The organism is Cupriavidus sp. GW823-FHT06D04 (assembly GCF_058795055.1).
In genome coordinates, this window is record NZ_JBXAHL010000011.1 from 118,751 (window position 1) to 141,049 (window position 22,299).

Genomic DNA, 22,299 nt, shown 5'->3' on the forward strand with positions numbered 1-22,299 from the left:
TGTCGCTGTCTTGTCGTTGGTACGGCCGCGTCATTTGCTGAACATCAGCGCGGTCAGCAGGAAATCCAGCCCCAGCACGGCCAGCGACGCAATCACCACGGTACGGGTGGTCGCGCGCGCGACGCCTTCCGGCGTGGGCTTGGCCTCGAAGCCCTGGTACAGGGCAATAAACGTCACGGCAATGCCAAAGATAAAGCTCTTGATCACGCCATTGAGCACGTCGGCGCGCACATCGACACCGCCCTGCATCTGCGACCAGAAGGCGCCGGCGTCAACGCCAATCAACTGCACGCCCACCACGTAGCCGCCCAGGATGCCGACCGCGCTGAAGATCGCCGCCAGCACCGGCATGGCGATCACGCCAGCCCAGAAGCGCGGCGCGATCACGCGCTGCAGCGGGTTCACCGCCATCATTTCCATGGCCGTCAGCTGCTCGCCCGCCTTCATCAGGCCGATCTCGGCAGTCAGCGAGGTGCCGGCGCGGCCGGCGAACAGCAGCGCGGTCACCACCGGGCCCAGTTCGCGCACCAGCGACAACGCCACCAGCAGCCCGAGTGCCTGCTCGGACCCGTAGCGGTTCAGCGTGTAGTAGCCCTGCAGGCCAAGCACGAAGCCCACGAACAGGCCCGACACCGCGATGATCACCAGCGACAGGTTGCCGACAAAGAAGACCTGGTCGGTCACCAGCCGGAAGCGGCGCAGCAGCGCCGGGGACAGGCCCAGCAGCGTCAGGAACATGCGCGTGGCATGGCCCAGCCCCGACAGGCTGCGGCGCACGGCCGCGCCGATGGTGGTAAAGAAGTCCGTCACCGCGCACCTCCGGCGAAATCCTCGGCCAGCGAAGGTCCGGCGTAGTGGAACGGCACCGGTCCGTCGGCCTCGGCATGGACGAACTGGTGCACGAACGGGTCGGTGGAGGCGCGCAGCGCCTCAGGCTCGCCCTGCGCGACGATGCGGCCGTCGGCAATGAAATAGACGTAGTCGGCGATCTGGAAGGTCTCGTGCACGTCGTGCGAGACGATGATCGTGGTGGCGCCCAGCGCGTCGTTCAGGCTGCGGATCAGCCGCGCGGTCAGCCCGAGCGAGATCGGGTCCAGCCCGGCGAAGGGCTCGTCATACATCAGCAGCGCCGGATCCAGCGCGATCGCGCGAGCCAGCGCCACGCGCCGCGCCATGCCGCCCGAGATCTGCGACGGCAGCAGGTTGCGCGCGCCGCGCAGGCCGACCGCGTTGAGCTTCATCAGCACCAGGTCGCGGATCATCGAGTCGGGCAGGTCGGTGTGCTCGCGCAGCGGGAACGCCACATTGTCGAACACCGACAGGTCGGTAAACAGCGCGCCGAACTGGAACAGCATGCCCATCTGGCGGCGCACCGCGTACAGGCCGCGGGTATCCAGCGTGTGGATATCGGTGCCGGCAAAGCTGACCGTGCCCGCCTGCGGGCGGATCTGGCCGCCGATCAGCCGCAGCACCGTCGTTTTGCCGCAACCCGAGCCGCCCATCACCGCAATCACCTTGCCGCGCGGGAAATGCATGGTCAGGCCGGACAGGATCGGCTTGCCGTGGTCCGCATAGGCGAAGTCCACCGCAGTCAGTTCGACGAGGTTTTGAGCAGAATCGGTCACGTGGGCACCGGTCAGGACAGGCGCGCATTATAAGGTGTACTACCTAGCCCTGCTGGCACCCGTGTGCCCCGCGCCACATGCCCCCTCTCTCAGACTTGCCCTAGCCTCCCAAACCGGTCCACCCCTTTGCTGCTCAAGGCTCCTGTGTCGGCGCAACGTCCTTCAGGATCACCTGCCATTGGATCGATTCCGAGCGGATCGCGGTGGCGAACGCCTCCGGCGAGTCGCGCAGCGGCGTGACCCCCGCTGCCTGCAGGCGCGAACGCACCTCGCGCTCGGACATGACGGCGTCGAGCTCGACCGCCAGCCTGGCGACGATCGCGCGCGGGGTCTTGGCTGGCGCCATCACGCCAAACCAGGCGGCCGCGGCATAGCCTTCCAGCCCCGATTCCTGCAGGGTCGGCACCAGCGGCGCCAGCGGCGAGCGGGCCACGCCCGTCACCCCGACCAGGCGCAACCCGCCGCTCCTGACCTGGCCCTGGACCGCGGCAAACGAACAGAAACAGGCACTGATGCGGCCGGCCAGCATTTCCTGGACCACGGCGGCTTCGCCCTTGGCGGTGACCAGCGGCACGCCGCTGCGGATGCCGCGCACGGCGTACTCGGCGTACAGGTGGGAGGGGCTGCCCGATTGGCCGTAGCCATAGCTGTAGGAGCCGGGATTCGACTTCACCGCGGTCATCCATTGCTCGGGCGTGCGCATGGGCAGCCTGGCATCGATCACCAGGAACAGCGGCGTGGTGGCCACGCGCGCCACCGGCGTGAAATCGCGCACGACGTCGTACGGCACCGGCTCCAGTCCGGGCTGGATCAGCATATTGGCCTGGTGCAACAACAGGGTGTGGCCATCGGAGCTGGCCTTGGCGACCACGTCGCCGGCAATGGTGCCGGCGGCGCCGGGCCGGTTGTCGACCTCCACCGGCACGCCCAGCCGGGCGGAAAGACGCTCGGCCAGCATGCGCGCCACCGCATCGGCAACGCCGCCGGCCGGGAACGGCACGATCAGACGCATCGGGCGGTCGGGGAACGACATGCTGCGGGCGAGCTGCTGGGTCCCGGCATGCGCCGGCATGGCTGGCACCGCCAGCGCCAGCGTGGCACACCCCAGGGCATACAGGCACAGGAAAGGCTGGAGCCAGCGCCGGACTGGGCCCATTGGGGGGCGCGGCGCCAACTTTGCTTTACCTCGCCAAAGCCGCGACAACTTGCGCACTTCGGGCATCAATTTCCTCCGGCCGGTCTCCTGAGGAGGCGGCAAGCTGGTTCTGGGGAAAAAGGATTTGCGAGGCAGTTTTCCGTTAGTTGTTTTTGAAAATTGTAAGGACATTACCCAGGCCACCACAGACACGTAAACCATAGCCGGGAGAACCCTGAAGGCCCCGCCAGGCCTTGCCAAACGCGCCATGGCGGCCAGGGCGCACGGACCTCGCCGGCTATAATCGGCCGATGACGATTTACACCCTGCGGCCCATGGTCACCACCGACCTGCCGGCCGTGCTGGCGGTGCAAGCCAGCTGCTATACCGAAGTCCTGCTGGAGAGCCAGGCAGCGCTGGCAAGCCGGCTGGCGCTGTCCCCCGCCACCTGCTGGGTCGCGGACGATCCCGGGCATCCCGGCGCGCTCGCCGCCTACCTCTTTACCCACGCCTGGCCCGAAGCCACCCTGCCGCCGCTGGACGGCGTGCTCGACGATGGCTGGCGTCATGGCGCCGGGCCGGATGCCCTCACCTGGTTCGTGCACGACATGGCGGTGGCGCCCGCCGGACGCGGCGCCGGCCTGGCGCCGCGCCTGTACGCGGCGGCACTGGCGGCCGCGCGCGCGGCGGGGCTGCGGCATTCGCGGCTGATCGCGGTGCAGTCGGCCGCGCCGTGGTGGCGCAGGCTCGGGTACGCCCCGGTGGCGGCGCACACGGCCGCCGCCCATGCGGCCAAGCTGGCCAGCTACGGCGCCAGCGCGATGCTGATGGAGCGCACGCTGGCCGACTGAGCGCTCCATCAGCACACTGGCGCCAGGACGACAAAAAGCCCGCCGGCTTGCGCCAGGCGGGCTTTTTGTTCTTGCCGGGGTGAATCAGCGCGGCAGTTCGGTGTGGCCCATCAGGAAGGCATCGACCGAACGCGCAGCCTGGCGGCCTTCGCGGATCGCCCACACCACCAGCGACTGGCCGCGGCGCACATCGCCGGCGGCGAACACCTTGGGCACGTTGGTGTGGTAAGCACGTTCGCCCTCGGTCGAGGCCTTGGCGTTCTTGCGCGCATCGGTATCCACGCCGAACGCTTCCAGCATCGAGCCCACCGGGTTGGTGAAGCCCATCGCCAGCAGCACCAGGTCAGCCGGCAGGATGAACTCGCTGCCTTCGACTTCCTGCATGCGGCCATCCTTCCATTCGACGCGGCAGGCCTTCAGAGCGGTGACCTTGCCGTTCTCGCCGATGAATTCCTTGGTCGCTACCGACCAGTCGCGCTCGCAGCCTTCATCGTGCGACGACGAGGTGCGCAGCTTGATCGGCCAGTACGGCCACACCAGCGGCTTGTCCTCTTCTTCCGGCGGCTGCGGCAGCAGTTCAAACTGCGTCACCGAGGTGGCGCCATGGCGGTTGGACGTACCCACGCAGTCGGAGCCGGTATCGCCGCCACCGATCACGATCACGTTCTTGCCTTCGGCGCGGATCTCGTTTTCGCCGTCGCCGGCCACTTCCTTGTTCTGCGGGATCAGGAATTCCAGCGCGAAGTGGATGCCGGCCAGGTCGCGGCCCGGCACCGGCAGGTCGCGCGGCACTTCCGAGCCGCCCGCCAGCACCACGGCGTCAAACTGGTCCATCAGGGCCTGGGCCGAGATGGTTTCACGGGCGTAGTTCTTGATCCCGGCCGGCAGTTCGCCGTCGGTCACCATTACGCCGGCGCGGAAGGTCACGCCTTCGGCCTGCATCTGCTCGATGCGGCGGTCGATCAGCGTCTTCTCCATCTTGAAGTCGGGGATGCCGTAGCGCAGCAGGCCGCCGATGCGGTCGTTCTTCTCGAACACGGTCACGTCATGGCCGGCGCGTGCCAGCTGCTGCGCGACAGCCAAGCCGGCGGGGCCGGAGCCGACCACGGCCACGGTCTTGCCGGTCTTGTGGCGCGGCAGCTGCGGCTTGACCCAGCCCTCTTCCCAGGCCTTGTCGATGATGGCGTGCTCGATCGACTTGATGCCCACCGGCAGTTCATTGATACCCAGCGTGCAGGCGGCCTCGCACGGTGCGGGGCAGATGCGGCCGGTGAACTCGGGGAAGTTGTTGGTCTGGTGCAGCACCTCGATCGCCGACTTCCAGTCCTGGCGGTACACCAGGTCGTTGAAGTCGGGAATGATGTTGTTGACCGGGCAGCCGTTGTTGCAGAACGGGATGCCGCAGTCCATGCAGCGCGCACCCTGGATCTTCGCTTCGCTGTCGGACAGCGCGAACACGAATTCCTTGTAGTGCTTCACGCGCTTGACTACCGCTTCGTAGCCTTCGTTCTGGCGCGGAAATTCGAGAAAGCCAGTCGCCTTACCCATGTTGCGTCCTTGGTCATGCTGCGCGGGACCGGCGGCGTCGCCGGCCCTGCGGTGGGGTCAGAATCTTGTCAGGACCGCGGCGGCTGCCGCGGCCCCTCTGCGTCGTTGCGTTGCGCTCGCTCAGGCCGCGATGGCTTCGCGGTCGCTGTCGCGGGCGGCCTGTTCCTTGGCGTACATCTCGCCCAGCGCGCGCTTGTACTCGGTCGGGAAGACCTTGACGAACTTGCGGCGTGCCGTGGTCCAGTCAGCCAGCAGCGCCTTGGCGCGCTCGGAACCGGTGTAGCGGAAGTGCTGCTCGATCAGGTTGCGCAGGATGACTTCATCCAGCACGCGCTTGCCGTCGACTTTGTGCCACGAAGCCTGGGGCTGGCCCTTCTCCTGGTCGGCCGAGGCCAGCACCGCTTCCAGCGCCACCATCGAGGTGTTGCAGCGCTTGTCGAACAGGCCGTCCTCGTCATAGACGTAGGCCACGCCGCCCGACATGCCGGCCGCGAAGTTGCGGCCCGTGCCGCCCAGCACCACCACCGTGCCGCCGGTCATGTACTCGCAACCGTGGTCGCCGGTGCCTTCCACCACGGCAACCGCGCCTGAGTTGCGCACCGCGAAGCGCTCGCCGGCCACGCCATTGAAGAACGCTTCACCGGCGATGGCACCGTACAGCACGGTGTTGCCGACGATGATGTTGCGGGTCGGGTCGCCGCGGAACTCGTGCGGGGCGCGCACGATCACGCGGCCGCCCGACAGGCCCTTGCCGACGTAGTCGTTGCCGTCGCCCACCAGGTCCAGCGTGATGCCATGCGCCAGGAACGCGCCGAACGACTGGCCGGCGGTGCCTTGCAGCTGGATGTGGATGGTGTCGTCAGGCAGGCCTTCGTGGCCATGCTGCTTGGCGACCACGCCGGACAGCATCGCGCCGACGGTACGGTTGACGTTCTTGACCGGCTGGATGAACGAGACGCGCTCGCCCTTCTCGATCGCCGGACGCGCCTTGGCGATCAGCACGTGGTCCAGCGCCTTGCCGGCTTCCGCCGACAGGCCGTGGTCCTGCACGTCGGTGTGGTACAGCGGCACGTCCGCGCCCAGCGACACCTGGTGGAAGATGCGGCTGAAGTCCAGGCCGCGTGCCTTCCAGTGCTCGATGCCCGGCTTGGTGTCGAGCAGGTCGGCGCGGCCGATCAGCTCGTCGAACTTGCGGATGCCCAGTTGGGCCATGATCTCGCGGGCCTCTTCTGCAACGAAGAAGAAGAAGTTGACCACGTGTTCCGGCTTGCCCTGGAACTTCTTGCGCAGCTGCGGATCCTGCGTGGCCACGCCCACCGGGCAGGTGTTCAGGTGGCACTTGCGCATCATGATGCAGCCTTCCGCAACCAGCGGCGCAGTGGCGAAGCCGAATTCATCAGCGCCCAGCAGCGCGCCGATGACGACGTCGCGGCCGGTCTTCATCTGGCCGTCCGCCTGCACTCGGATGCGGTTGCGCAGGCCGTTGAGCAGCAGGGTCTGCTGCGTTTCGGCCAGGCCCAGCTCCCACGGCGTACCGGCGTGCTTGATCGACGACCACGGCGAGGCGCCGGTGCCGCCGTCATGGCCGGCGATCACCACGTGGTCGGCCTTGGCCTTGGACACGCCCGCGGCCACAGTGCCGACGCCCACTTCGGACACCAGCTTGACCGAGATATCCGACGACGGGTTGACGTTCTTCAGGTCGTGGATCAGCTGTGCCAGATCCTCGATCGAGTAGATGTCATGGTGCGGGGGCGGCGAGATCAGGCCCACGCCCGGCACCGAGTAACGCAGCTTGCCGATGTAGTCCGAGACCTTGTGGCCGGGCAGCTGACCGCCTTCGCCGGGCTTCGCGCCCTGCGCCATCTTGATCTGGATCTGGTCGGCCGAAGCCAGGTATTCGGCGGTCACGCCGAAACGGCCCGACGCCACCTGCTTGATCTTGGAGCGCAGCGAATCGCCGTCGCGCAGTTCCAGGTCGTTCTCGATCACGCCGTCGCCCAGCAGGCCCTTGAGGGTATCGCCCTGCTTGATGGGAATGCCGCGCAGCTCGTTGCGGTAGCGCTTCTCGTCCTCGCCGCCTTCGCCGGTGTTCGACTTGCCGCCGATGCGGTTCATCGCCAGCGCCAGCGTGGTGTGGGCTTCGGTCGAGATCGAGCCGAGCGACATCGCACCCGTGGCGAAGCGCTTGACGATCTCCTTGGCCGATTCCACTTCTTCCAGCGGAATCGCCTTGGCCGGATCGACCTTGAACTCGAACAGACCGCGCAGCGTCATGTGGCGCTTGCTCTGGTCGTTGATGATGTTGGCGTATTCCTTGTACGTCTGGTAGGCGCCCTTGCCGTCGTCGGCGCGCACCGAGTGCTGCAGCTTGGCGACCGAGTCCGGGGTCCACATATGCTCTTCGCCGCGGATGCGGAAGGCGTATTCGCCGCCGGCGTCCAGCATGCTTTCCAGCACCGGGTTGTCGCCAAAGGCGTCGCGGTGCAGGCGCAGGGCTTCCTCGGCCACCTCGAAGATGCCGATGCCCTCGACGTTCGACGGGGTGCCATGGAAGTACTTCTGCACCAGTTCGCGCGACAGGCCGATGGCTTCGAAGATCTGCGCGCCGGTGTACGACATGTACGTGGAGATGCCCATCTTGGACATCACCTTGAACAGGCCCTTGCCGATCGCCTTGACGAAGTTCTTGACGGCCTTCTCGGGCGACAGGTCGCCGGACAGGCCCTGAGCCATTTCGGCCAGCGTTTCCATCGCCAGGTACGGATGCACGGCTTCGGCGCCATAGCCGGCCAGCAGCGCGAAGTGGTGCACTTCACGGGCGGTGCCGGTTTCGACCACCAGGCCGGTGGACGTGCGCAGGCCCTTCTCCACCAGGTGGTGGTGGATGGCGGACGTGGCCAGCAGCGCGGGAATCGCGACATGCTCGGCATCCACGCGGCGGTCCGACACGATCAGGATGTTGAAGCCCGAACGCACCGCATCCACGGCTTCGGCGCACAGCGAGGCCAGGCGGGCTTCAATGCCTTCCTTGCCCCAGGCCTTCGGGTAGCAGATGTTCAGCTCGTATGAACGGAACTTGCCGCCGGTGTAGTGCTCGATGTTGCGGATCTTGGCGATGTCCTTGAAGTCCAGCACCGGCTGGGACACTTCGAGGCGCATCGGCGGGTTGATGTTGTTCAGCTCCAGCAGGTTCGGCTTCGGCCCGATGAACGACACCAGCGACATCACCATGTTCTCGCGGATCGGGTCGATCGGCGGGTTGGTCACCTGGGCGAACAGCTGCTTGAAGTAGTGGTACAGCGTCTTGTTCTTGGACGACAGCACCGCCAGCGGGCTGTCATTGCCCATCGAGCCGGTGGCTTCTTCACCTGCCAGCGCCATCGGCGCCATCAGGAACTTGACGTCTTCCTGGGTGTAGCCGAAGGCCTGCTGGCGGTCCAGCAGCTTGGCCGCCGGCTTCTTCTCGGCGGCAACGTCTTCCGGCTTGGCGTCGAGCTCGTCGAGCTTGATGCGCACGGCGTCGATCCAGCTCTTGTACGGCTTGGCGTTGGCCAGGTTGTCCTTGAGTTCCTTGTCGTCGATGATGCGGCCCTGTTCCATGTCGATCAGGAACATCTTGCCCGGCTGCAGGCGCCACTTCTCAACGATGCGCGACTCCGGGAACGGCAGCACGCCGGCTTCCGAGGCCAGCACCACGATGTCATCCTCGGTCACGTAGAAACGTGCCGGGCGCAGGCCGTTGCGGTCCAGCGTGGCGCCGATCTGGCGGCCATCGGTGAAGCAGATCGCGGCCGGGCCGTCCCACGGCTCCATCATGGCGGCGTGGTACTCGTAGAAGGCGCGGCGGTTGTCGTCCATCAGCGTGTGCTGTTCCCAGGCTTCCGGGATCATCATCATCATCGCGTGGACGAGCGGGTAGCCGGCCATCGTCAGCAGTTCGAGGCAGTTGTCGAACGATGCGGTGTCGGACTGGCCCGGGTAGATCAGCGGCCACAGCTTGGGCAGGTCGTCGCCCAGCACCGGCGACGAGATCGCGCCGGTACGTGCGTTGATCCAGTTGACGTTGCCCTTGACCGTGTTGATTTCGCCGTTGTGGGCGACCATGCGGTACGGGTGGGCCAGTTCCCAGGCCGGGAAGGTGTTGGTCGAGAAGCGCTGGTGCACCAGGGCCAGGGCCGAGACGGCGCGCTGGTCCAGCAGGTCCAGGTAGTACTCGCCGACCTGGTTGGCCAGCAGCAGGCCCTTGTACACCACGGTACGGGCCGACATCGACGGCACGAAGTATTCCTTGCCGTGCTTGAGCTTGAGCGCCTGGATGGCGTGGCTGGCGGTCTTGCGGATAACGTAGAGCTTACGTTCCAGCGCGTCCGTGGTCATGATGTCGCGGCCGCGCCCGATGAAGATCTGGCGGATCACCGGCTCGGTGGTGCGCACCGTCGGCGACATCGGCATCTTGGCGTCGACCGGCACGTCGCGCCAGCCCAGCACGACCTGGCCTTCCAGGCGGACCGTGCGCTCCAGTTCCTGCTCGCAGGCCAGGCGCGAGGCGTGTTCCTTCGGCAGGAAGATCATGCCCACGCCGTATTCGCCGGCGGGCGGCAGGCTCACGCCCTGCGCGGCCATTTCCTCGCGGTAGAACTGGTCCGGGATCTGAATCAGGATACCGGCACCGTCGCCCATCAGCGCATCGGCGCCGACCGCACCCCGGTGGTCCAGGTTCTCCAGGATCTTCAGGCCCTGCGAGATGATCTCGTGGGACTTCTTGCCCTTGATGTGCGCGACCATGCCGACGCCGCAGGCGTCATGCTCGTTGCTGGGATCGTACATGCCCTGCGCTTGCGGGCGCAGGTCAATGGCGTGGGAAGACTCGCTGGTCTGCGCTTGGGCCGAAAGATTTTTCGTTTGGTCCACGGGCTGAATTCCGGTGAAGGCTGCGCGAACTGGCTGGGCGTACCGGAACGGGGACCGCGCGCTTTCTCGTTTTCTTTATTCCTCCACCCAAACCGGAAACCGGCGGGACGGAAAATGGGGACGAAGCTGTCAGCGGGCCGCAGCGGCGTACACGAGCGTGACGCGCCGCACAATGACTGTGGGTGGAGCAACTATATGGGAATCGCGTTCGTCTCGCAAAATTTTTAAATGGGGTCAGATCACATTAAGTTACGCACCATTTCCGTGATCCATTTAAATAGGGACATATTAATTTTGCGGCGATTCTGACCCATTCGATGATGCGGCTTGCACCTTTTTGGGGCGTCCTTTCGGCAACGGCTGCACGCGCCGCGTTGCATGCCGCTCCAATTGGGCCAGGAACGCTTCGTCGCCAAGCGGCCAGCCGCTATGGGCATGGCCGCGCAGTGTCTCCAGAGTTTTGCCCGACAGGCCCTCGGCGGTCAGCATCCGGTAGTTCGACTGCCGCTCGAACGGCGTATTGCCCAGCTCCCAGTACGCGGAGTGGTCGCTCACAAACGGGCTGGCCTCGATGCCGGCGTGATGGTGGTAACTGCTCCAGCAATCGGCCTCGGGGGTGGTCACCTCCCCCGCGCGCAGCGCGTTACCCTCGACATAGAGCATCGCCGGCAGCATCCACCGGGCGGGATCGAACACCGCGGAACGGAAGCGCCCTTCCCACAGCGTGCCGGTGCGGCTGGCCACCCGGTTGAAGTAGCGCGCATAGCGCCGCCCCACCGCCTGCATGGTCAGGCTCAGCGAGTCTGCCTCCTTGGGCGTGGCCACCAGGTGCACGTGGTTGGGCCGCAGCGCGTAGGCGTGGATGGCAAGGTCATGCTCGCGCGCGGCCATGCGCAGGCAGTCGAGGTAGTGCAGGTAGTCGTCCGGCCCCAGGAACACGGGCTGGCGGTTGTTGCCGCGCTGCAACACCAGGGCGGGAAGACCGGCGGGGGAAAAGCGGGGAAGGCGTGCCATGACAGGTCATGCGAGCATTGATGCCCACATGATAGCCTGATCCGTCCCCACTTATGCGGCAGGCTGGCGCGCCGATCGGAGGGCCAGCCCGAACGCGGCCGTCAGTTGCCTTCGCTGACGGCGAAGATGCGGCGGTGCTCGCGGATCGCGTAGCGGTCGGTCATGCCCGCGATGTAGTGGGCAATCAGCCGCGACTGGTCGCCCCCATGGCTGGCCTGGTACTGCGGCGGCAGCAGGCGCGGGTCGGACATGAAGGCCTGGAACAGGTCACCGACAATGCGCTGCGCCTTGGCCGACATGCGCATCACCAGATAGTGCCGGTACAGGTGCCGGAACAGGAAGCGCTTGAGTTCGGCCGCTTCTTCATGCATCTGCGGGCTGAAGCCGACCAGCGGGCCGGCGGCGCGCACCGCGTCGATATTGCGCGGGTTGGCCGCGGCGATATTGCGGCTGGTGGTCTCGATCAGGTCGACGATCAGCGTATTGATCATGCGCCGGACCGTCTCGTTGATGGCGCGCCGGCCGTTGACGGCGGGGAAGACAGCGGCCACCTCGGCGCGGTGGCGGGCCCACATCGGCACCTCGTCCAGCTGCTCCAGCGTCAGCAGCCCCGAGCGCAGGCCGTCGTCGATATCGTGGTTGTTGTAGGCGATCTCATCGGCCAAGTTGGCCAGCTGCGCCTCCAGCGACGGCTGCGTGCCCTCCAGGAAGCGCCGGCCCAGCTCGCCCAGCGCCGAGGCATTGACCCGCGAGCAATGCTTGAGGATGCCCTCGCGCGTCTCGAAGGTCAGGTTCAGCCCGTTGAAGCCGCCGTAGCGCTCTTCCAGCTCGTCCACCACCAGCAGGCTCTGCAGGTTGTGCTCGAAGCCACCATGGTTCTTCATGCAGGTATTGAGCGCATCCTGCCCAGCGTGGCCGAAGGGGGTGTGCCCCAGGTCGTGCGCCAGCGAGATCGCCTCGACCAGGTCTTCATTGAGGCGCAGGTTGCGCGCGATCGAGCGGGCGATTTGCGCCACCTCCAGGCTGTGGGTCAGCCGGGTGCGGAACAGGTCCCCTTCATGGTTGACGAAGACCTGGGTCTTGTACTCGAGCCGCCGGAACGCCGTGCTGTGGATGACCCGGTCGCGGTCGCGCTGGAATTCGCTGCGCGACAGCGATGCGGGTTCGGCATGCACCCGCCCGCGCGTCTGCGCAGAGCGGGCGGCGTAAGGGGCGAGATGGCTTTCAAAGTCGGTCATGCGGCGCGTCCGGTGGCTGGGGCGGGGTGGCGAGGCATAACCGATCGGTCAGGCGACCGGGGCCTCGGTGGGAGGTTTGAGCACGGCGTGCGCGAGCGTGGCGCGCAGGTCAGCGTCCGGCACGGTGGTGATGAACGCTTCGCCGAGCTGCTTCAGCAGGATGAACTTGATGCTCCCCGCCTCGGCCTTCTTGTCGACCTTCATCAGTTCGATATAGCGGTCGGCACCGAGTTCCGGCGCCACCACGGGCAGGTTGGCGGCCTGCGTCAGCTCGCGGATGCGGGCGCGGGTTTCAGTGTCGATAAAGCCCAGCCGGTGCGACAGGTCGGCGGCCATCACCATGCCGCAGCCGACGGCCTCGCCGTGCAGCCAGGCGCCGTAGCCCATGCCGGCCTCGATCGCATGGCCGAAGGTGTGGCCGAAATTGAGGATGGCGCGCAGGCCGCCCTCGCGCTCGTCCTGGGCCACCACGCCAGCCTTGATCTCGCAGGAGCGCTGCACGGCGAGCGCCATCAGGTCCGGGTCGCAGGCATTCAGCGGCTTGATGTTGCGCTCGATCCAACCGAAGTACTCGGCATCGGCGATCGCGCCGTGCTTGATGACCTCGGCCATGCCGGCGGCCAGCTCGCGCGGGGGCAGCGTGCGCAGCGTGTCGATGTCGGCGATCACCGCGTTGGGCTGGTGGAACGCGCCGATCATGTTCTTGCCCAGCGGATGGTTGATGCCGGTCTTGCCGCCCACCGACGAATCCACCTGCGCCAGCAGCGTGGTCGGCATCTGGATGAAAGGCACGCCGCGCATGTAGCAGGCGGCGGCAAACCCGGTCATGTCGCCCACCACACCGCCGCCCAGCGCGACCAACGTGGTCTTGCGGTCGGCGCCGGCCTGCAGCAGCGCGTCGAAGATCCGGTTCAGCGTTTCCCAGTGCTTGAAGGCTTCGCCGTCGGGCAACGTCACGGTGCGCACGGTCTTGCCGAGCGCCTTCAGGCTGGCTTCCACCCGCGCCGCGTACAGCGGCCCCACGGTTTCATTGGTGACGATGACGGCGTGCTGGCCGCGCACGTGCGGGCGCAGCAGTTCGGCGTTGTCCAGCAGGCCGGTACCGATATGGATGGGGTAGCTGCGCTCGCCCAGGTCGACTTCAAGCGTAATCATGGATTGGGGTCCTGCGCCGGCGGCTCCGACGCTTCCGGCGGCGCGGAGGCCGGCTGCGGGGGATCGATCGGGAAACCGGCCATTTCAAGTTGCATCAACACCATATTAGCAAGCTGCGCCACCGAGGGCTTGCCGGTTTCGATGATGAAGTCCGCGACCTCGCGGTAAAGCGGGTCGCGCTCGGCATAGAGCGCCTCGAGCTTGCCCTTGGGGTCCTCGGTCTGCAGCAGCGGGCGGTTGCGGTCGTGGCGGGTGCGCAGCCACAGGTCGTGCGGGCTGGCGCGCAGGTATACGACCGTGCCGCGGGCCTTCAGCACCTCGCGGTTCTCGGCGCGCAGCACGGCGCCGCCGCCGGTGGCCAGCACGATGCCCTGGCGCGCGGCCAGCTCGCGGATCATTGCGGCCTCGCGGTCGCGGAAGCCGGCTTCGCCCTCGACTTCGAAGATCACCGGGATGCGCACACCGCAGTGCGCTTCCAGTTCATGGTCGGAATCGAAAAACGGATAGTGCAGGCGCCGCGCCACCGTGCGGCCAACGGTGGTCTTGCCGGCGCCCATCAGGCCGACGAAAAAGAGGTTGGGTCGATCGGATTCCGGTCGCTCGGAGTCGGATCGATCGGCGTCGCGCCGATCCTGGGCCTGGCGCTGTGCCGCCGGGCCTGTCGCTGAGGCTGTCACTGGACTGTCGTTCGGGAGCGTGGCATGTGGGCCGTCCTCCCCGGTTGGGAACTGCATCATCTTCTTATGTTGTGGCGCGGCCGGCAAGTGGCGAATGCGGCATGGCCCACATGGCTGGCCCGTCCCAGGGCCGCCTCCGGGCCTCCCGCGACGCGCAAAAAAAGGCCGCATCCCTCGATGCGGCCTGCCAGTCTACTGTATCCGGCGCCTCCGGACGCCATGTCCCTACCTGAGCGACACGCTCTCGTTCAGGATGCGCGGGGTCAGGAACACCAGCAGCTCGGTGCGGTTGCGCACCTTGGCGTTGCTCTTGAACAGGTTGCCCAGCACCGGGATATCGCCCAGCAGCGGCACCTTGTCGGTGTCGTTGGACTCGGTCTGGGTGTAGATGCCGCCGATCACCACCGTGCCGCCGTTCTCCACCAGCACCTGGGTCTGCACGTGCTTGGTGTCGATGGCAAAGCCCGAGGTGGTCTGGATGCCCACGCTGTCCTTGTTCACGTCCACATCGAGCAGCACATTGCCTTCGGGCGTGATCTGCGGCGTCACTTCCAGCTTCAGGTTGGCCTTGCGGAACTGCACCGAGGTCGCGCCACTGGAGGTCGCCGCCTGGTACGGCAGCTCGGTACCCTGCTCGATCAGCGCCTTGATGTTGTTGGCCGTGACCACGCGCGGGCTGGAGATGATCTTGCCCTTGCCGTCCGCTTCCAGTGCCGACAGCTCCAGCGCCAGGAAACGCGTGGCGGCGCTGTTGAACAGGCTCACCGCGATATTGGCCGGGTTGGTGCCGTTGATGGCGCCTGCCGGCAGGCTCAGGAACGGGCCGTTGTCCGAGGTGGAGCCCGGCAGCACGTTGTTGTAGGTGTTGCCGACCTTGGCGTTGTTGTACTGCCCGGCAAAGCCCAGCTTCACGCCCAGGTTGCGGCTGAAGGTATCGGTGGCCTCGACGATACGCGCCTCGATGATCACCTGGCGCACCGGGATGTCGATCTTGCCGATGAAGTTCTGCACCTCCTCCAGCTTGGTGGCGATATCCGAGACGAAGAGCTGGTTGGTGCGCGCATCGGCCGTCAGCGAACCGCGCTTGGACAGCATGCGCGTGCTGGCGCCCGCCGCCCCTGCCACGCCAATGGGCGCCGCCGCAGCAGCACCGCCGCCCGCCCCCAGGCCCAGCAGCATCTTGCGCACGTCTTCGGCACGCTGGTAGTTGAGCTGGAACACCTGGCTGCGGATCGGCTCCAGGTCACTGATCTGCTGCTGCGACTCCAGCTCCAGCTTCTCCTTGGTCTGCAGCTCCGCCTTGGGCGCTACCCACAGCACATTGCCGTTGCGGCGCGAGGCCAGGCCCTTGGCATCCATCACGATCTGCAGCGCCTGGTCCCACGGCACGTCCTTCAGGCGCAACGTGATGTTGCCCTGCACGCTTTCGCTGGTGATGATGTTCAGGTTGGTGAAATCGGCGAACACCTGCAGCAGCGAGCGGATGTCGATGTTCTGGAAGTTCAGCGACAGGCGCTCGCCGCGGTAGCCCGGGCCACTGATCAGCTTGGTCGGGTCTTCCTTGACCGGGCGCACCTCTACCACGAACTGGGTATCGGTCTGGTACGAGCTGTATTCCCAGTTGCCGCGCGGCTCGATCGTCAGGCGCGCGTTGCCGTTGGCGTCCGAGGCATGCATGCCCTGCACCGGCGTGCCGAAGTCACTGACGTCGAAGCGACGCCGCAGGTTGTCTGGCAGCGTGGTGCCGAGGAAATCGACCACGACGTTCTTGCCCTGCTGCGCGATATTGATGCCCGAATCGCGCGAGGACAGGTCCACCACCACGCGCCCGGCGCCATCGGCACCGCGGCGGAAGTCGACATTGCGCACCGACGGCCGCGCCGCAGCGGCTGCAGGCGTCGCCGCCGGCGCAAACGTGGGCGCGGCGTTCTTGAGCGCCGGCGCCACGTTATCCAGCGCCACCACGAAGTAGTTGCCGCGCTGGTCGGTGCGATAGGTGGCGTTGCGCGTGAGGTCGAGGATCACGCGGGTACGGTCGCCGATCTGCACCACGTTGGCGGACTTGACCAGCTTGCCGCCGTAGTCGTACTGCGCGCGCCGGTTGGCAAAGCCGGTATCGAAGAAATCGATCGCGAGCCGTGCCGGGTTCTGCGTGGTGAAATCCGCCGGCTTCTGCGCCAGCGGCCGTTCGAGCTCGATCGTGAACACGGTCTGCTCCCCGACCATGCTGACGTCAACCGCCTTGATCCGGTTGCTCTGTGCCAGCGCGGCCGGCGCGGCAATCACCAGCAACAGCGCCATCGTTGTCTTTGCGGCGCCCGCAAGCGCACGGTACCAGCGCGTAAGGGTCATGCCGCCACCTCCAGCTTCAGGCTGGTCATTTTCTCTTTCCACTCTGATACCCCCTCCCGGACCAATTCGCGCAGCACGATCTCCTGATCGGTGATGCGGACCACCCGGCCATAGCTCTGGCCGAGATACTGACCCACCTTGACATGGTGGATCTTGTTATCAACCCGCACGATGCCGAAGGTCTCCCCGTGCTTCATCATCATCCCGAGCATCTTGAAGTTCTCGAGCGGGTAGTCCTCCAGCGGCTCGCGGCGCCGCCCGGCTTCGGGCGAATCCGCCAGCGTCTTGTTCAGCTCGCCGATCTTGGCCTGCGCGAACGGCTCGGGCGCCTTGGCTGCGGCGTACTCGCGCGGCACATAGGGCCGGGCGTCGGGCAGCGGCTCGGGCGGCTTGGCGCGCGCGCTGCGGGTGGCATCCATCCACTGGCGCAAGGCGTCTTCATCGCTGGCGCCGCAGGCGCCCAGCAGGCCGACGGCCAGCGCCGCCGCCGCGAACGTGCGTGGCGCCGTGGTCCAGGCGAGGCTGCGGGTACGCGCGGTGCGGCTCATTTGGCACCTCCTGCCTTGGCTGCCGCAGCGGCTGCCGCGGCCTTGCGCTGCGCGGCCTGCTCGTCCGGGTCGAGCGCGCGGTAGGCCATCGCCACCGCCTCCATCGACATCCCGCCATCCTTGGTATTGGCCAGCTGCAGGTTCTGCATCGAGACGATCCGCGACAGTGCCGCCACGTCGGCATTGAACTGCGCCACCTCGTGGTAGCGCCCGGTCACGCGCAGGTTCACCGGGATCTCGGCGAAGTAGGGCTTGATCACCGCCCCCTGCGGCTTGAACAGCTCGAACTGCAGCCCGCGTGCGACGCCGGCGTGGTTGACGTCGGCCAGCAGTGCATCCATTTCGGCCTTGTTGGGCAGCTGCCGCTCCAGCAGCGCCACGCGCTGCTCCACCTGCTTCTTCTGCTCGCGCAGCGCGTCCAGGTTGGCCACCTGCGCCACCTTGGACTGGTACGCCTGCTTCAGGCTTTCCTGCTCCTGGCGCTGGCGGTCGAGTTCGTCGAACCTGGCGCTCCAGTAGAACTGCCAGCCCAGCAGCAGCACCACGGCCGCGGCCAGCACCGCGAACAGCACGCGCGGCGCGGCCGGCCACGTCTCCGGTTCGCTCAGGTTGAGCCCGCGGAACTGGCCGGTCAGGTCGGCCAGGTTGATTTCAGTATTGAGCGCCATGGTCAGGCCTTTCCGGCTGCGGGTGCGGGAACTGGGGCGGCTGCGGGTGCGGAGGCGCCCGGCACGGTCTTCTTGCCGTCGGCCGCCGCTTCCGGCGCGCGATACGTGAAGCGCATCGAGAACTCGAACAACCGGCGCTGCTCGCGCAGGTTGTTGGTCATGGTGACGGCCTTGGATTCGACCAGCTCGGCCTTGTCCAGCCAGGCCACCCCGCTCAGGTTGCGCAGCAGCTCGGAAATGCGCTCGTTGGACTGCGCCACGCCCGCGATGGTGAAGGCCTCGCCGGTCTGCTTCAGGCTGGTCAGGTAGACGCCTTCTGGCACCTGCCGCACCAGTTCCTCAAGCAGCTGCACCGGGCGGTTGCGCTCGGTCTGCAGGCTTTCAACGGCCTTCTGGCGCTGCAGCAGCGCGTCGATGTCCTTCTTCAGGCTGTTGACCTCGCGGATCTGCCCGTCCAGCTTGGCGTTCTCAGCGCTCAATACCTGGTTGAGCGCGACCACCGAAGCGATGCGCCCGTCGATATAGTAGCCACCCAGCAGCACCACGGCAGCGCCAGCCACTGCGGCGCCGGCCAGCATCGTATAGACCTTCTTGCGGCGTGCTGCCTTGCGGGCTTCGTGGTAAGGCAGCAGGTTGACCGAAGGCAGTGTGTTCGTAGACATCTGATGCCTCCGGTGCGTTATTGCAGGCCGCGCAGGGCCAGGCCGGCACTGACGATATACGCCGGCAGGTCGCGCTGCAGGTAGCGCTCGTTGACCTTGGCGTTGGTCGCCATGTTGGCGAACGGGTTCGCCAGCGTGGTGGTGATCTTGGTCTGGTGCTGGATCGCCGATTGCACGCCGAGCAGCGACGCATGCCCGCCCGAGAGCAGGATCTCGTCGACCCGGCCCAGGCTGGAACTGGCGATGAAGTTGCCGACCGCGGACTGCACTTCCATCGCCAGTGCATCCAGCGACGGCTTGAGCAGCTGCGCGCGCCAGGCTTCAGGCAGCGTGTTCTTGCGTTTCTTGATCTCGGCCTTGAGCGCGTCGAGGGTGAACATGCGCGCCGCACTCTGCGTGAGCTGATCGCCGTAGCTGTTCAGCGGCTGCTCGTAGAGTTCTTTCCAGCCCTGGTAGAAGATTGCCTTGGAACGGCTGCCGCCCAGGTGGATCACCGCCACCACCGGCAGCGCGCGCGCATCGGCCTCGGGCATCTCATGCGGAACGCCCAGCATCTGTACGATCGAGCGCTGCACCGCGTATTCCTCGACATCCATGACCTGGGGCTTGAGCCCGGCCATCTCGGCCGCGGTCACGCGCTCCTGCACGCGGTCGCTGTTGGCCGCCGTGACGCGCACGCCGATGCCGCCTTCGGTCTCGCTGGGGCCGATTACGGCGAAGTCGAAGTTGACCGCCTGCGACGGCGGATAAAGCCGGTGCGCCTCGGATTCGACCTGGGAATACAGCTCGTCTTCGGACAGGTTGTCCGGCAGGCTGACCGTCTGTGACTCCGTCAGCATGGACGGCACGCCCAGCACCACGTCCTTCGAACGGATGCCGGCCTTGCCCAGCGCGCGTTTGAGCGCGATCCCGACGGCCTCGATATTGATGACGTTGCCATCGGCAACGGCGTTGCGGTCCAGCAGTTCGCTGGCGCATTTTTCCAGCCGGTAATCTTGCCTGCTGCCCCCTACGGACAGCTCGACTACCTTGACACTGGACGACCCGATATCCACACCGACCGTAGTCCGGCGTAGAAGCCCCGACAAAATGCCCCGACGCAAGGTGACCCCCTGACTTTTGAACTCGCCCCTGGCTTGAACGCTCTAATCGGGCGAGCCTTGTTTCTTGAATGAAACGTTTGCTCTTTTATGTTGGTCGATTCTCACAAAATCCAGCATCGGTGGCAATGTGCCGAACTGGCGCCGAGTTCTTTTTGAGAAGCCCCTCGCCAATCCGTTGCCAAAACCCCACGGTCGTCGGGTTCCCTTCCGTGCGCGCTTGTGCGCCCGCCCGTACGCCTTTAGCTGCATGCAACGTCGCCGTGCATGCCAGCATTCGCCACATTACATCTTGTAACAGCGCGATAGCGGCGCCCGCACCACTGTACGCCCGGACGGGCCTATGCCGGAAGATATAATCCCGGGCACCCCTGACTAGGTATTTCCCTTATGGCCACCGCACAACACAAGTCCCACCCTGCCCGCCGCTCGATCTGGGCGCGGCTCATGTTCGGGGCGGTCGGACTGGTTGTCGCCGGAGCCGTCGTGATCGCGCTGCTGCTTGGCTACGCGCTGCTGGTGGCTGCGCCCAACCTGCCATCGCTGGACACCATCACCGACTACCGGCCCAAGATCCCGCTGCGCATCTACACCGCGGACAATGTGCTGATCGGCGAATTCGGCGAAGAGCGGCGCAACTTCGTGCCCATCGCCGAGATTCCGGACGTGATGAAAAAGGCGGTCCTGGCGATCGAGGACGACCGCTTCTACGAGCACGGCGGCGTCGACTTCGTCGGCGTGCTGCGCGCCGGGCTGGCCAACCTGCGCGGCGGGCTGTCGCAGGGCGCCTCCACCATCACCATGCAGGTGGCGCGCAACTTCTTCCTGTCCAGCGAGAAGACCTACACGCGCAAGATCTATGAGATGCTGCTGGCGTACAAGATCGAGGCCAATCTGAGCAAGGACCAGATCCTCGAGCTGTACATGAACCAGATCTACCTGGGCCAGCGCGCCTATGGCTTCGACAGCGCCGCGCGCGTGTATTTCGGCAAGTCGGTGCGCGACGTGACGCCGGCCGAGGCCGCCATGCTGGCCGGCCTGCCCAAGGCGCCGTCGGCGTACAACCCGGTGGTCAACCCGCGCCGCGCCAAGGTGCGCCAGGAGTACATCCTGCAGCGCATGCGCGACCTGGGCTATATCACGCCCGACCAGTACGAGCAGGCGGTGCATGCCGAGCTGAAGGTGCGCACCGAGGGCAACGAGTTCTCCACCCACGCCGAGTACGTCGCCGAGATCGTGCGCCAGCTGATGTACGCGCAGTACCGCGAAGAAACCTACACGCGCGGCCTGACGGTCTACACCACGCTGACCAAGCCGGACCAGGACGCCGCCTATGAGTCCGTGCGCTCCGGCATCATGAACTACGAGCGCAAGCACGGCTACCGCGGCCCCGAAGCCTTTATCGACCTGCCCTCTGACCCGGCCGAGCGCGAGCAGGCCATCGACGATGCGCTGGTCGAGCACCCCGGCAGCGGCGACCTGCGCTCGGCCGTGGTCACCAGCGTGTCGGCCAGGCAGGTGAAGGCGACGCTGCTATCCGGCGAAGTGGCAACCATCGAAGGCCCGGCGCTGCGCTTTATCTCGCCGTCGCTGTCGTCCAACGCGCAACCCAAGATGAAGATGCGCCCCGGCGCGGTCATCCGCGTGACCCAGGACGAGAAACGCGACTGGTCGGTGACCCAGCTGCCGGAAGTGGCCGCGGCGTTCGTGTCGATCAACCCGCAGGACGGCGAGATCCGTTCGATGGTGGGCGGCTTCGACTTCAACCGCAACAAGTTCAATCACGTGACCCAGGCCTGGCGCCAGCCGGGTTCCAGCTTCAAGCCGTTCATCTACTCGGCCGCGCTGGAAAAGGGCTTCTCGCCGGCCACGGTGATCAACGACGCGCCGCTGACGATCGGCCCCGATACCGGCGGCCAGGTGTGGGAACCGAAGAACTATGACGGCCGCTTCGAGGGCCCGATGACCATGCGCCGCGCGCTGGCCAAGTCCAAGAACCTGGTCTCGGTGCGGATCCTGCGCGCGATCGGCACGCAGTACGCGCAGGACTACATCACGCGCTTCGGCTTCGAGGCGGACAAGCACCCGGCCTACCTGCCGATGGCGCTGGGTTCGGGCGCCGTGACGCCGCTGCAGATGGCAGGCGCGTACTCGGTGTTCGCCAACGGCGGCTACCGCGTCAACCCGTACCTGATCCAGAAGGTGGTGGACGCGCGCGGCAACGTGATCTCCGAAACCCAGCCGCAGCGCGCCGGCAGCGACGCGGTGCGGGTGCTGGACGCACGCACCGCCTTTATCGCCGACACCATGCTGCGCGACGTGGTGCGCATGGGCACCGCCAACAGCGCCAAGCAGCGCCTGGGCCGCAACGACCTGGCGGGCAAGACCGGCACCACCAACGACGCGGTCGATGCCTGGTTCGCCGGCTACACGCCCAACCTGGTGGCGATCGCCTGGATGGGCTACGACCAGCCCAAGAGCCTGGGCGTGCGCGAAACCGGTGGCGGCCTGGCCCTGCCGATCTGGGTGGGCTACATGAGCAAGGCGCTCAAGGGCGTGCCGGAGTCGCCCGAGCGCCCTGCGCCGGAAGGCGTGCTGATGGTGGGCGGCGACTGGACCTTCGAAGAGAACGCCGGCGGCGCCGGCGTGGCTTCGGTGGGCCTGGGCGATCCGTGGCCGGGCAAGCAGGAGGAATCGGCCACCGCGCCGGCCGACACCGAGGCCGAGAAGAAGAAGATCCTGGAGATGTTCGGCGGCGCCTGATCACGGCCGCCAGACAGCAGAAAGCCGGCCACGAGGCCGGCTTTTCTTT

General features: G+C 66.5%; 16 protein-coding genes. 2 read left to right on the forward strand and 14 right to left on the reverse strand.

Going from position 1 to position 22,299, the window contains the following annotated elements:
• Positions 1 to 30: 30 nt before the first annotated feature.
• The 3 genes from mlaE to AC1Q7H_RS16300 form a co-directional block, all read right to left on the reverse strand.
• On the reverse strand, positions 31 to 810 hold the full coding sequence (gene mlaE / locus AC1Q7H_RS16290; RefSeq protein WP_211980367.1) for a lipid asymmetry maintenance ABC transporter permease subunit MlaE: 780 nt from the start codon (positions 808 to 810) through the stop codon (positions 31 to 33).
• Positions 807 to 1,625: an ABC transporter ATP-binding protein gene (locus AC1Q7H_RS16295; protein ID WP_211980368.1), complete on the reverse strand. Its 819-nt coding sequence runs from the start codon at positions 1,623 to 1,625 to the stop codon at positions 807 to 809. The genes mlaE and AC1Q7H_RS16295 overlap by 4 nt, the downstream gene beginning before the upstream one ends.
• A 133-nt stretch (positions 1,626 to 1,758) precedes the next feature.
• Positions 1,759 to 2,781: a Bug family tripartite tricarboxylate transporter substrate binding protein gene (locus tag AC1Q7H_RS16300; RefSeq protein WP_371827379.1), complete on the reverse strand. Its 1,023-nt coding sequence runs from the start codon at positions 2,779 to 2,781 to the stop codon at positions 1,759 to 1,761.
• A 290-nt stretch (positions 2,782 to 3,071) separates the two neighbouring features.
• Between AC1Q7H_RS16300 and AC1Q7H_RS16305 the strand changes: the two genes are divergently transcribed.
• On the forward strand, positions 3,072 to 3,611 hold the full coding sequence (locus AC1Q7H_RS16305; RefSeq protein ID WP_153955116.1) for a GNAT family N-acetyltransferase: 540 nt from the start codon (positions 3,072 to 3,074) through the stop codon (positions 3,609 to 3,611).
• 84 nt (positions 3,612 to 3,695) lie between these two features.
• On the opposite strand, the gene AC1Q7H_RS16310 is transcribed toward AC1Q7H_RS16305, so the two are convergent.
• The 11 genes from AC1Q7H_RS16310 to pilM all read right to left on the reverse strand — a co-directional run bounded on the left by AC1Q7H_RS16310 (position 3,696) and on the right by pilM (position 19,475).
• The gene (locus AC1Q7H_RS16310) at positions 3,696 to 5,159 is read right to left on the reverse strand and encodes a glutamate synthase subunit beta (RefSeq protein ID WP_013958216.1); all 1,464 of its coding nucleotides are present in this window, start codon (positions 5,157 to 5,159) and stop codon (positions 3,696 to 3,698) included.
• Between the two features lie 120 nt (positions 5,160 to 5,279).
• A complete protein-coding gene (locus AC1Q7H_RS16315) occupies positions 5,280 to 10,073 on the reverse strand; it encodes a glutamate synthase-related protein (RefSeq protein WP_492378270.1) in 4,794 nt (1,597 codons plus the stop codon).
• Positions 10,074 to 10,361: 288 nt separating this feature from the next.
• Entirely contained in the window at positions 10,362 to 11,087 is a 726-nt protein-coding gene (locus AC1Q7H_RS16320) for a transposase (RefSeq protein ID WP_211980371.1), read from the reverse strand.
• 101 nt (positions 11,088 to 11,188) lie between these two features.
• Entirely contained in the window at positions 11,189 to 12,325 is a 1,137-nt protein-coding gene (locus tag AC1Q7H_RS16325; RefSeq protein ID WP_013958219.1) for a deoxyguanosinetriphosphate triphosphohydrolase, read from the reverse strand.
• 48 nt (positions 12,326 to 12,373) lie between these two features.
• The gene (gene aroB / locus AC1Q7H_RS16330; protein WP_211980372.1) at positions 12,374 to 13,480 is read right to left on the reverse strand and encodes a 3-dehydroquinate synthase; all 1,107 of its coding nucleotides are present in this window, start codon (positions 13,478 to 13,480) and stop codon (positions 12,374 to 12,376) included.
• Entirely contained in the window at positions 13,477 to 14,037 is a 561-nt protein-coding gene (locus AC1Q7H_RS16335) for a shikimate kinase (RefSeq protein WP_211982343.1), read from the reverse strand. Before AC1Q7H_RS16335 ends, aroB begins: the two co-directional genes overlap by 4 nt.
• Before the next feature lie 345 nt (positions 14,038 to 14,382).
• Positions 14,383 to 16,509: a type IV pilus secretin PilQ gene (locus tag AC1Q7H_RS16340; protein ID WP_492381476.1), complete on the reverse strand. Its 2,127-nt coding sequence runs from the start codon at positions 16,507 to 16,509 to the stop codon at positions 14,383 to 14,385.
• A complete protein-coding gene (locus AC1Q7H_RS16345; RefSeq protein ID WP_013958223.1) occupies positions 16,506 to 17,057 on the reverse strand; it encodes a pilus assembly protein PilP in 552 nt (183 codons plus the stop codon). The genes AC1Q7H_RS16340 and AC1Q7H_RS16345 overlap by 4 nt, the downstream gene beginning before the upstream one ends.
• Complete coding sequence (locus AC1Q7H_RS16350; protein ID WP_114132203.1) at positions 17,054 to 17,725, reverse strand: type IV pilus inner membrane component PilO; 672 nt, start codon at positions 17,723 to 17,725, stop codon at positions 17,054 to 17,056. The genes AC1Q7H_RS16345 and AC1Q7H_RS16350 overlap by 4 nt, the downstream gene beginning before the upstream one ends.
• Positions 17,726 to 17,727: 2 nt before the next feature.
• Positions 17,728 to 18,387, reverse strand: a complete 660-nt coding sequence (locus AC1Q7H_RS16355; RefSeq protein ID WP_492381477.1) for a PilN domain-containing protein — start codon at positions 18,385 to 18,387, stop codon at positions 17,728 to 17,730.
• Positions 18,388 to 18,404: 17 nt separating this feature from the next.
• Positions 18,405 to 19,475: a type IV pilus assembly protein PilM gene (gene pilM / locus AC1Q7H_RS16360; protein WP_035820419.1), complete on the reverse strand. Its 1,071-nt coding sequence runs from the start codon at positions 19,473 to 19,475 to the stop codon at positions 18,405 to 18,407.
• Between the two features lie 402 nt (positions 19,476 to 19,877).
• Between pilM and AC1Q7H_RS16365 the strand changes: the two genes are divergently transcribed.
• Positions 19,878 to 22,250 carry a penicillin-binding protein 1A gene (locus AC1Q7H_RS16365; RefSeq protein ID WP_211980374.1) on the forward strand — a complete coding sequence of 791 codons (2,373 nt, stop codon included), beginning with the start codon at positions 19,878 to 19,880 and terminating at the stop codon, positions 22,248 to 22,250.
• The last annotated feature ends 49 nt before the right edge of the window (positions 22,251 to 22,299 follow it).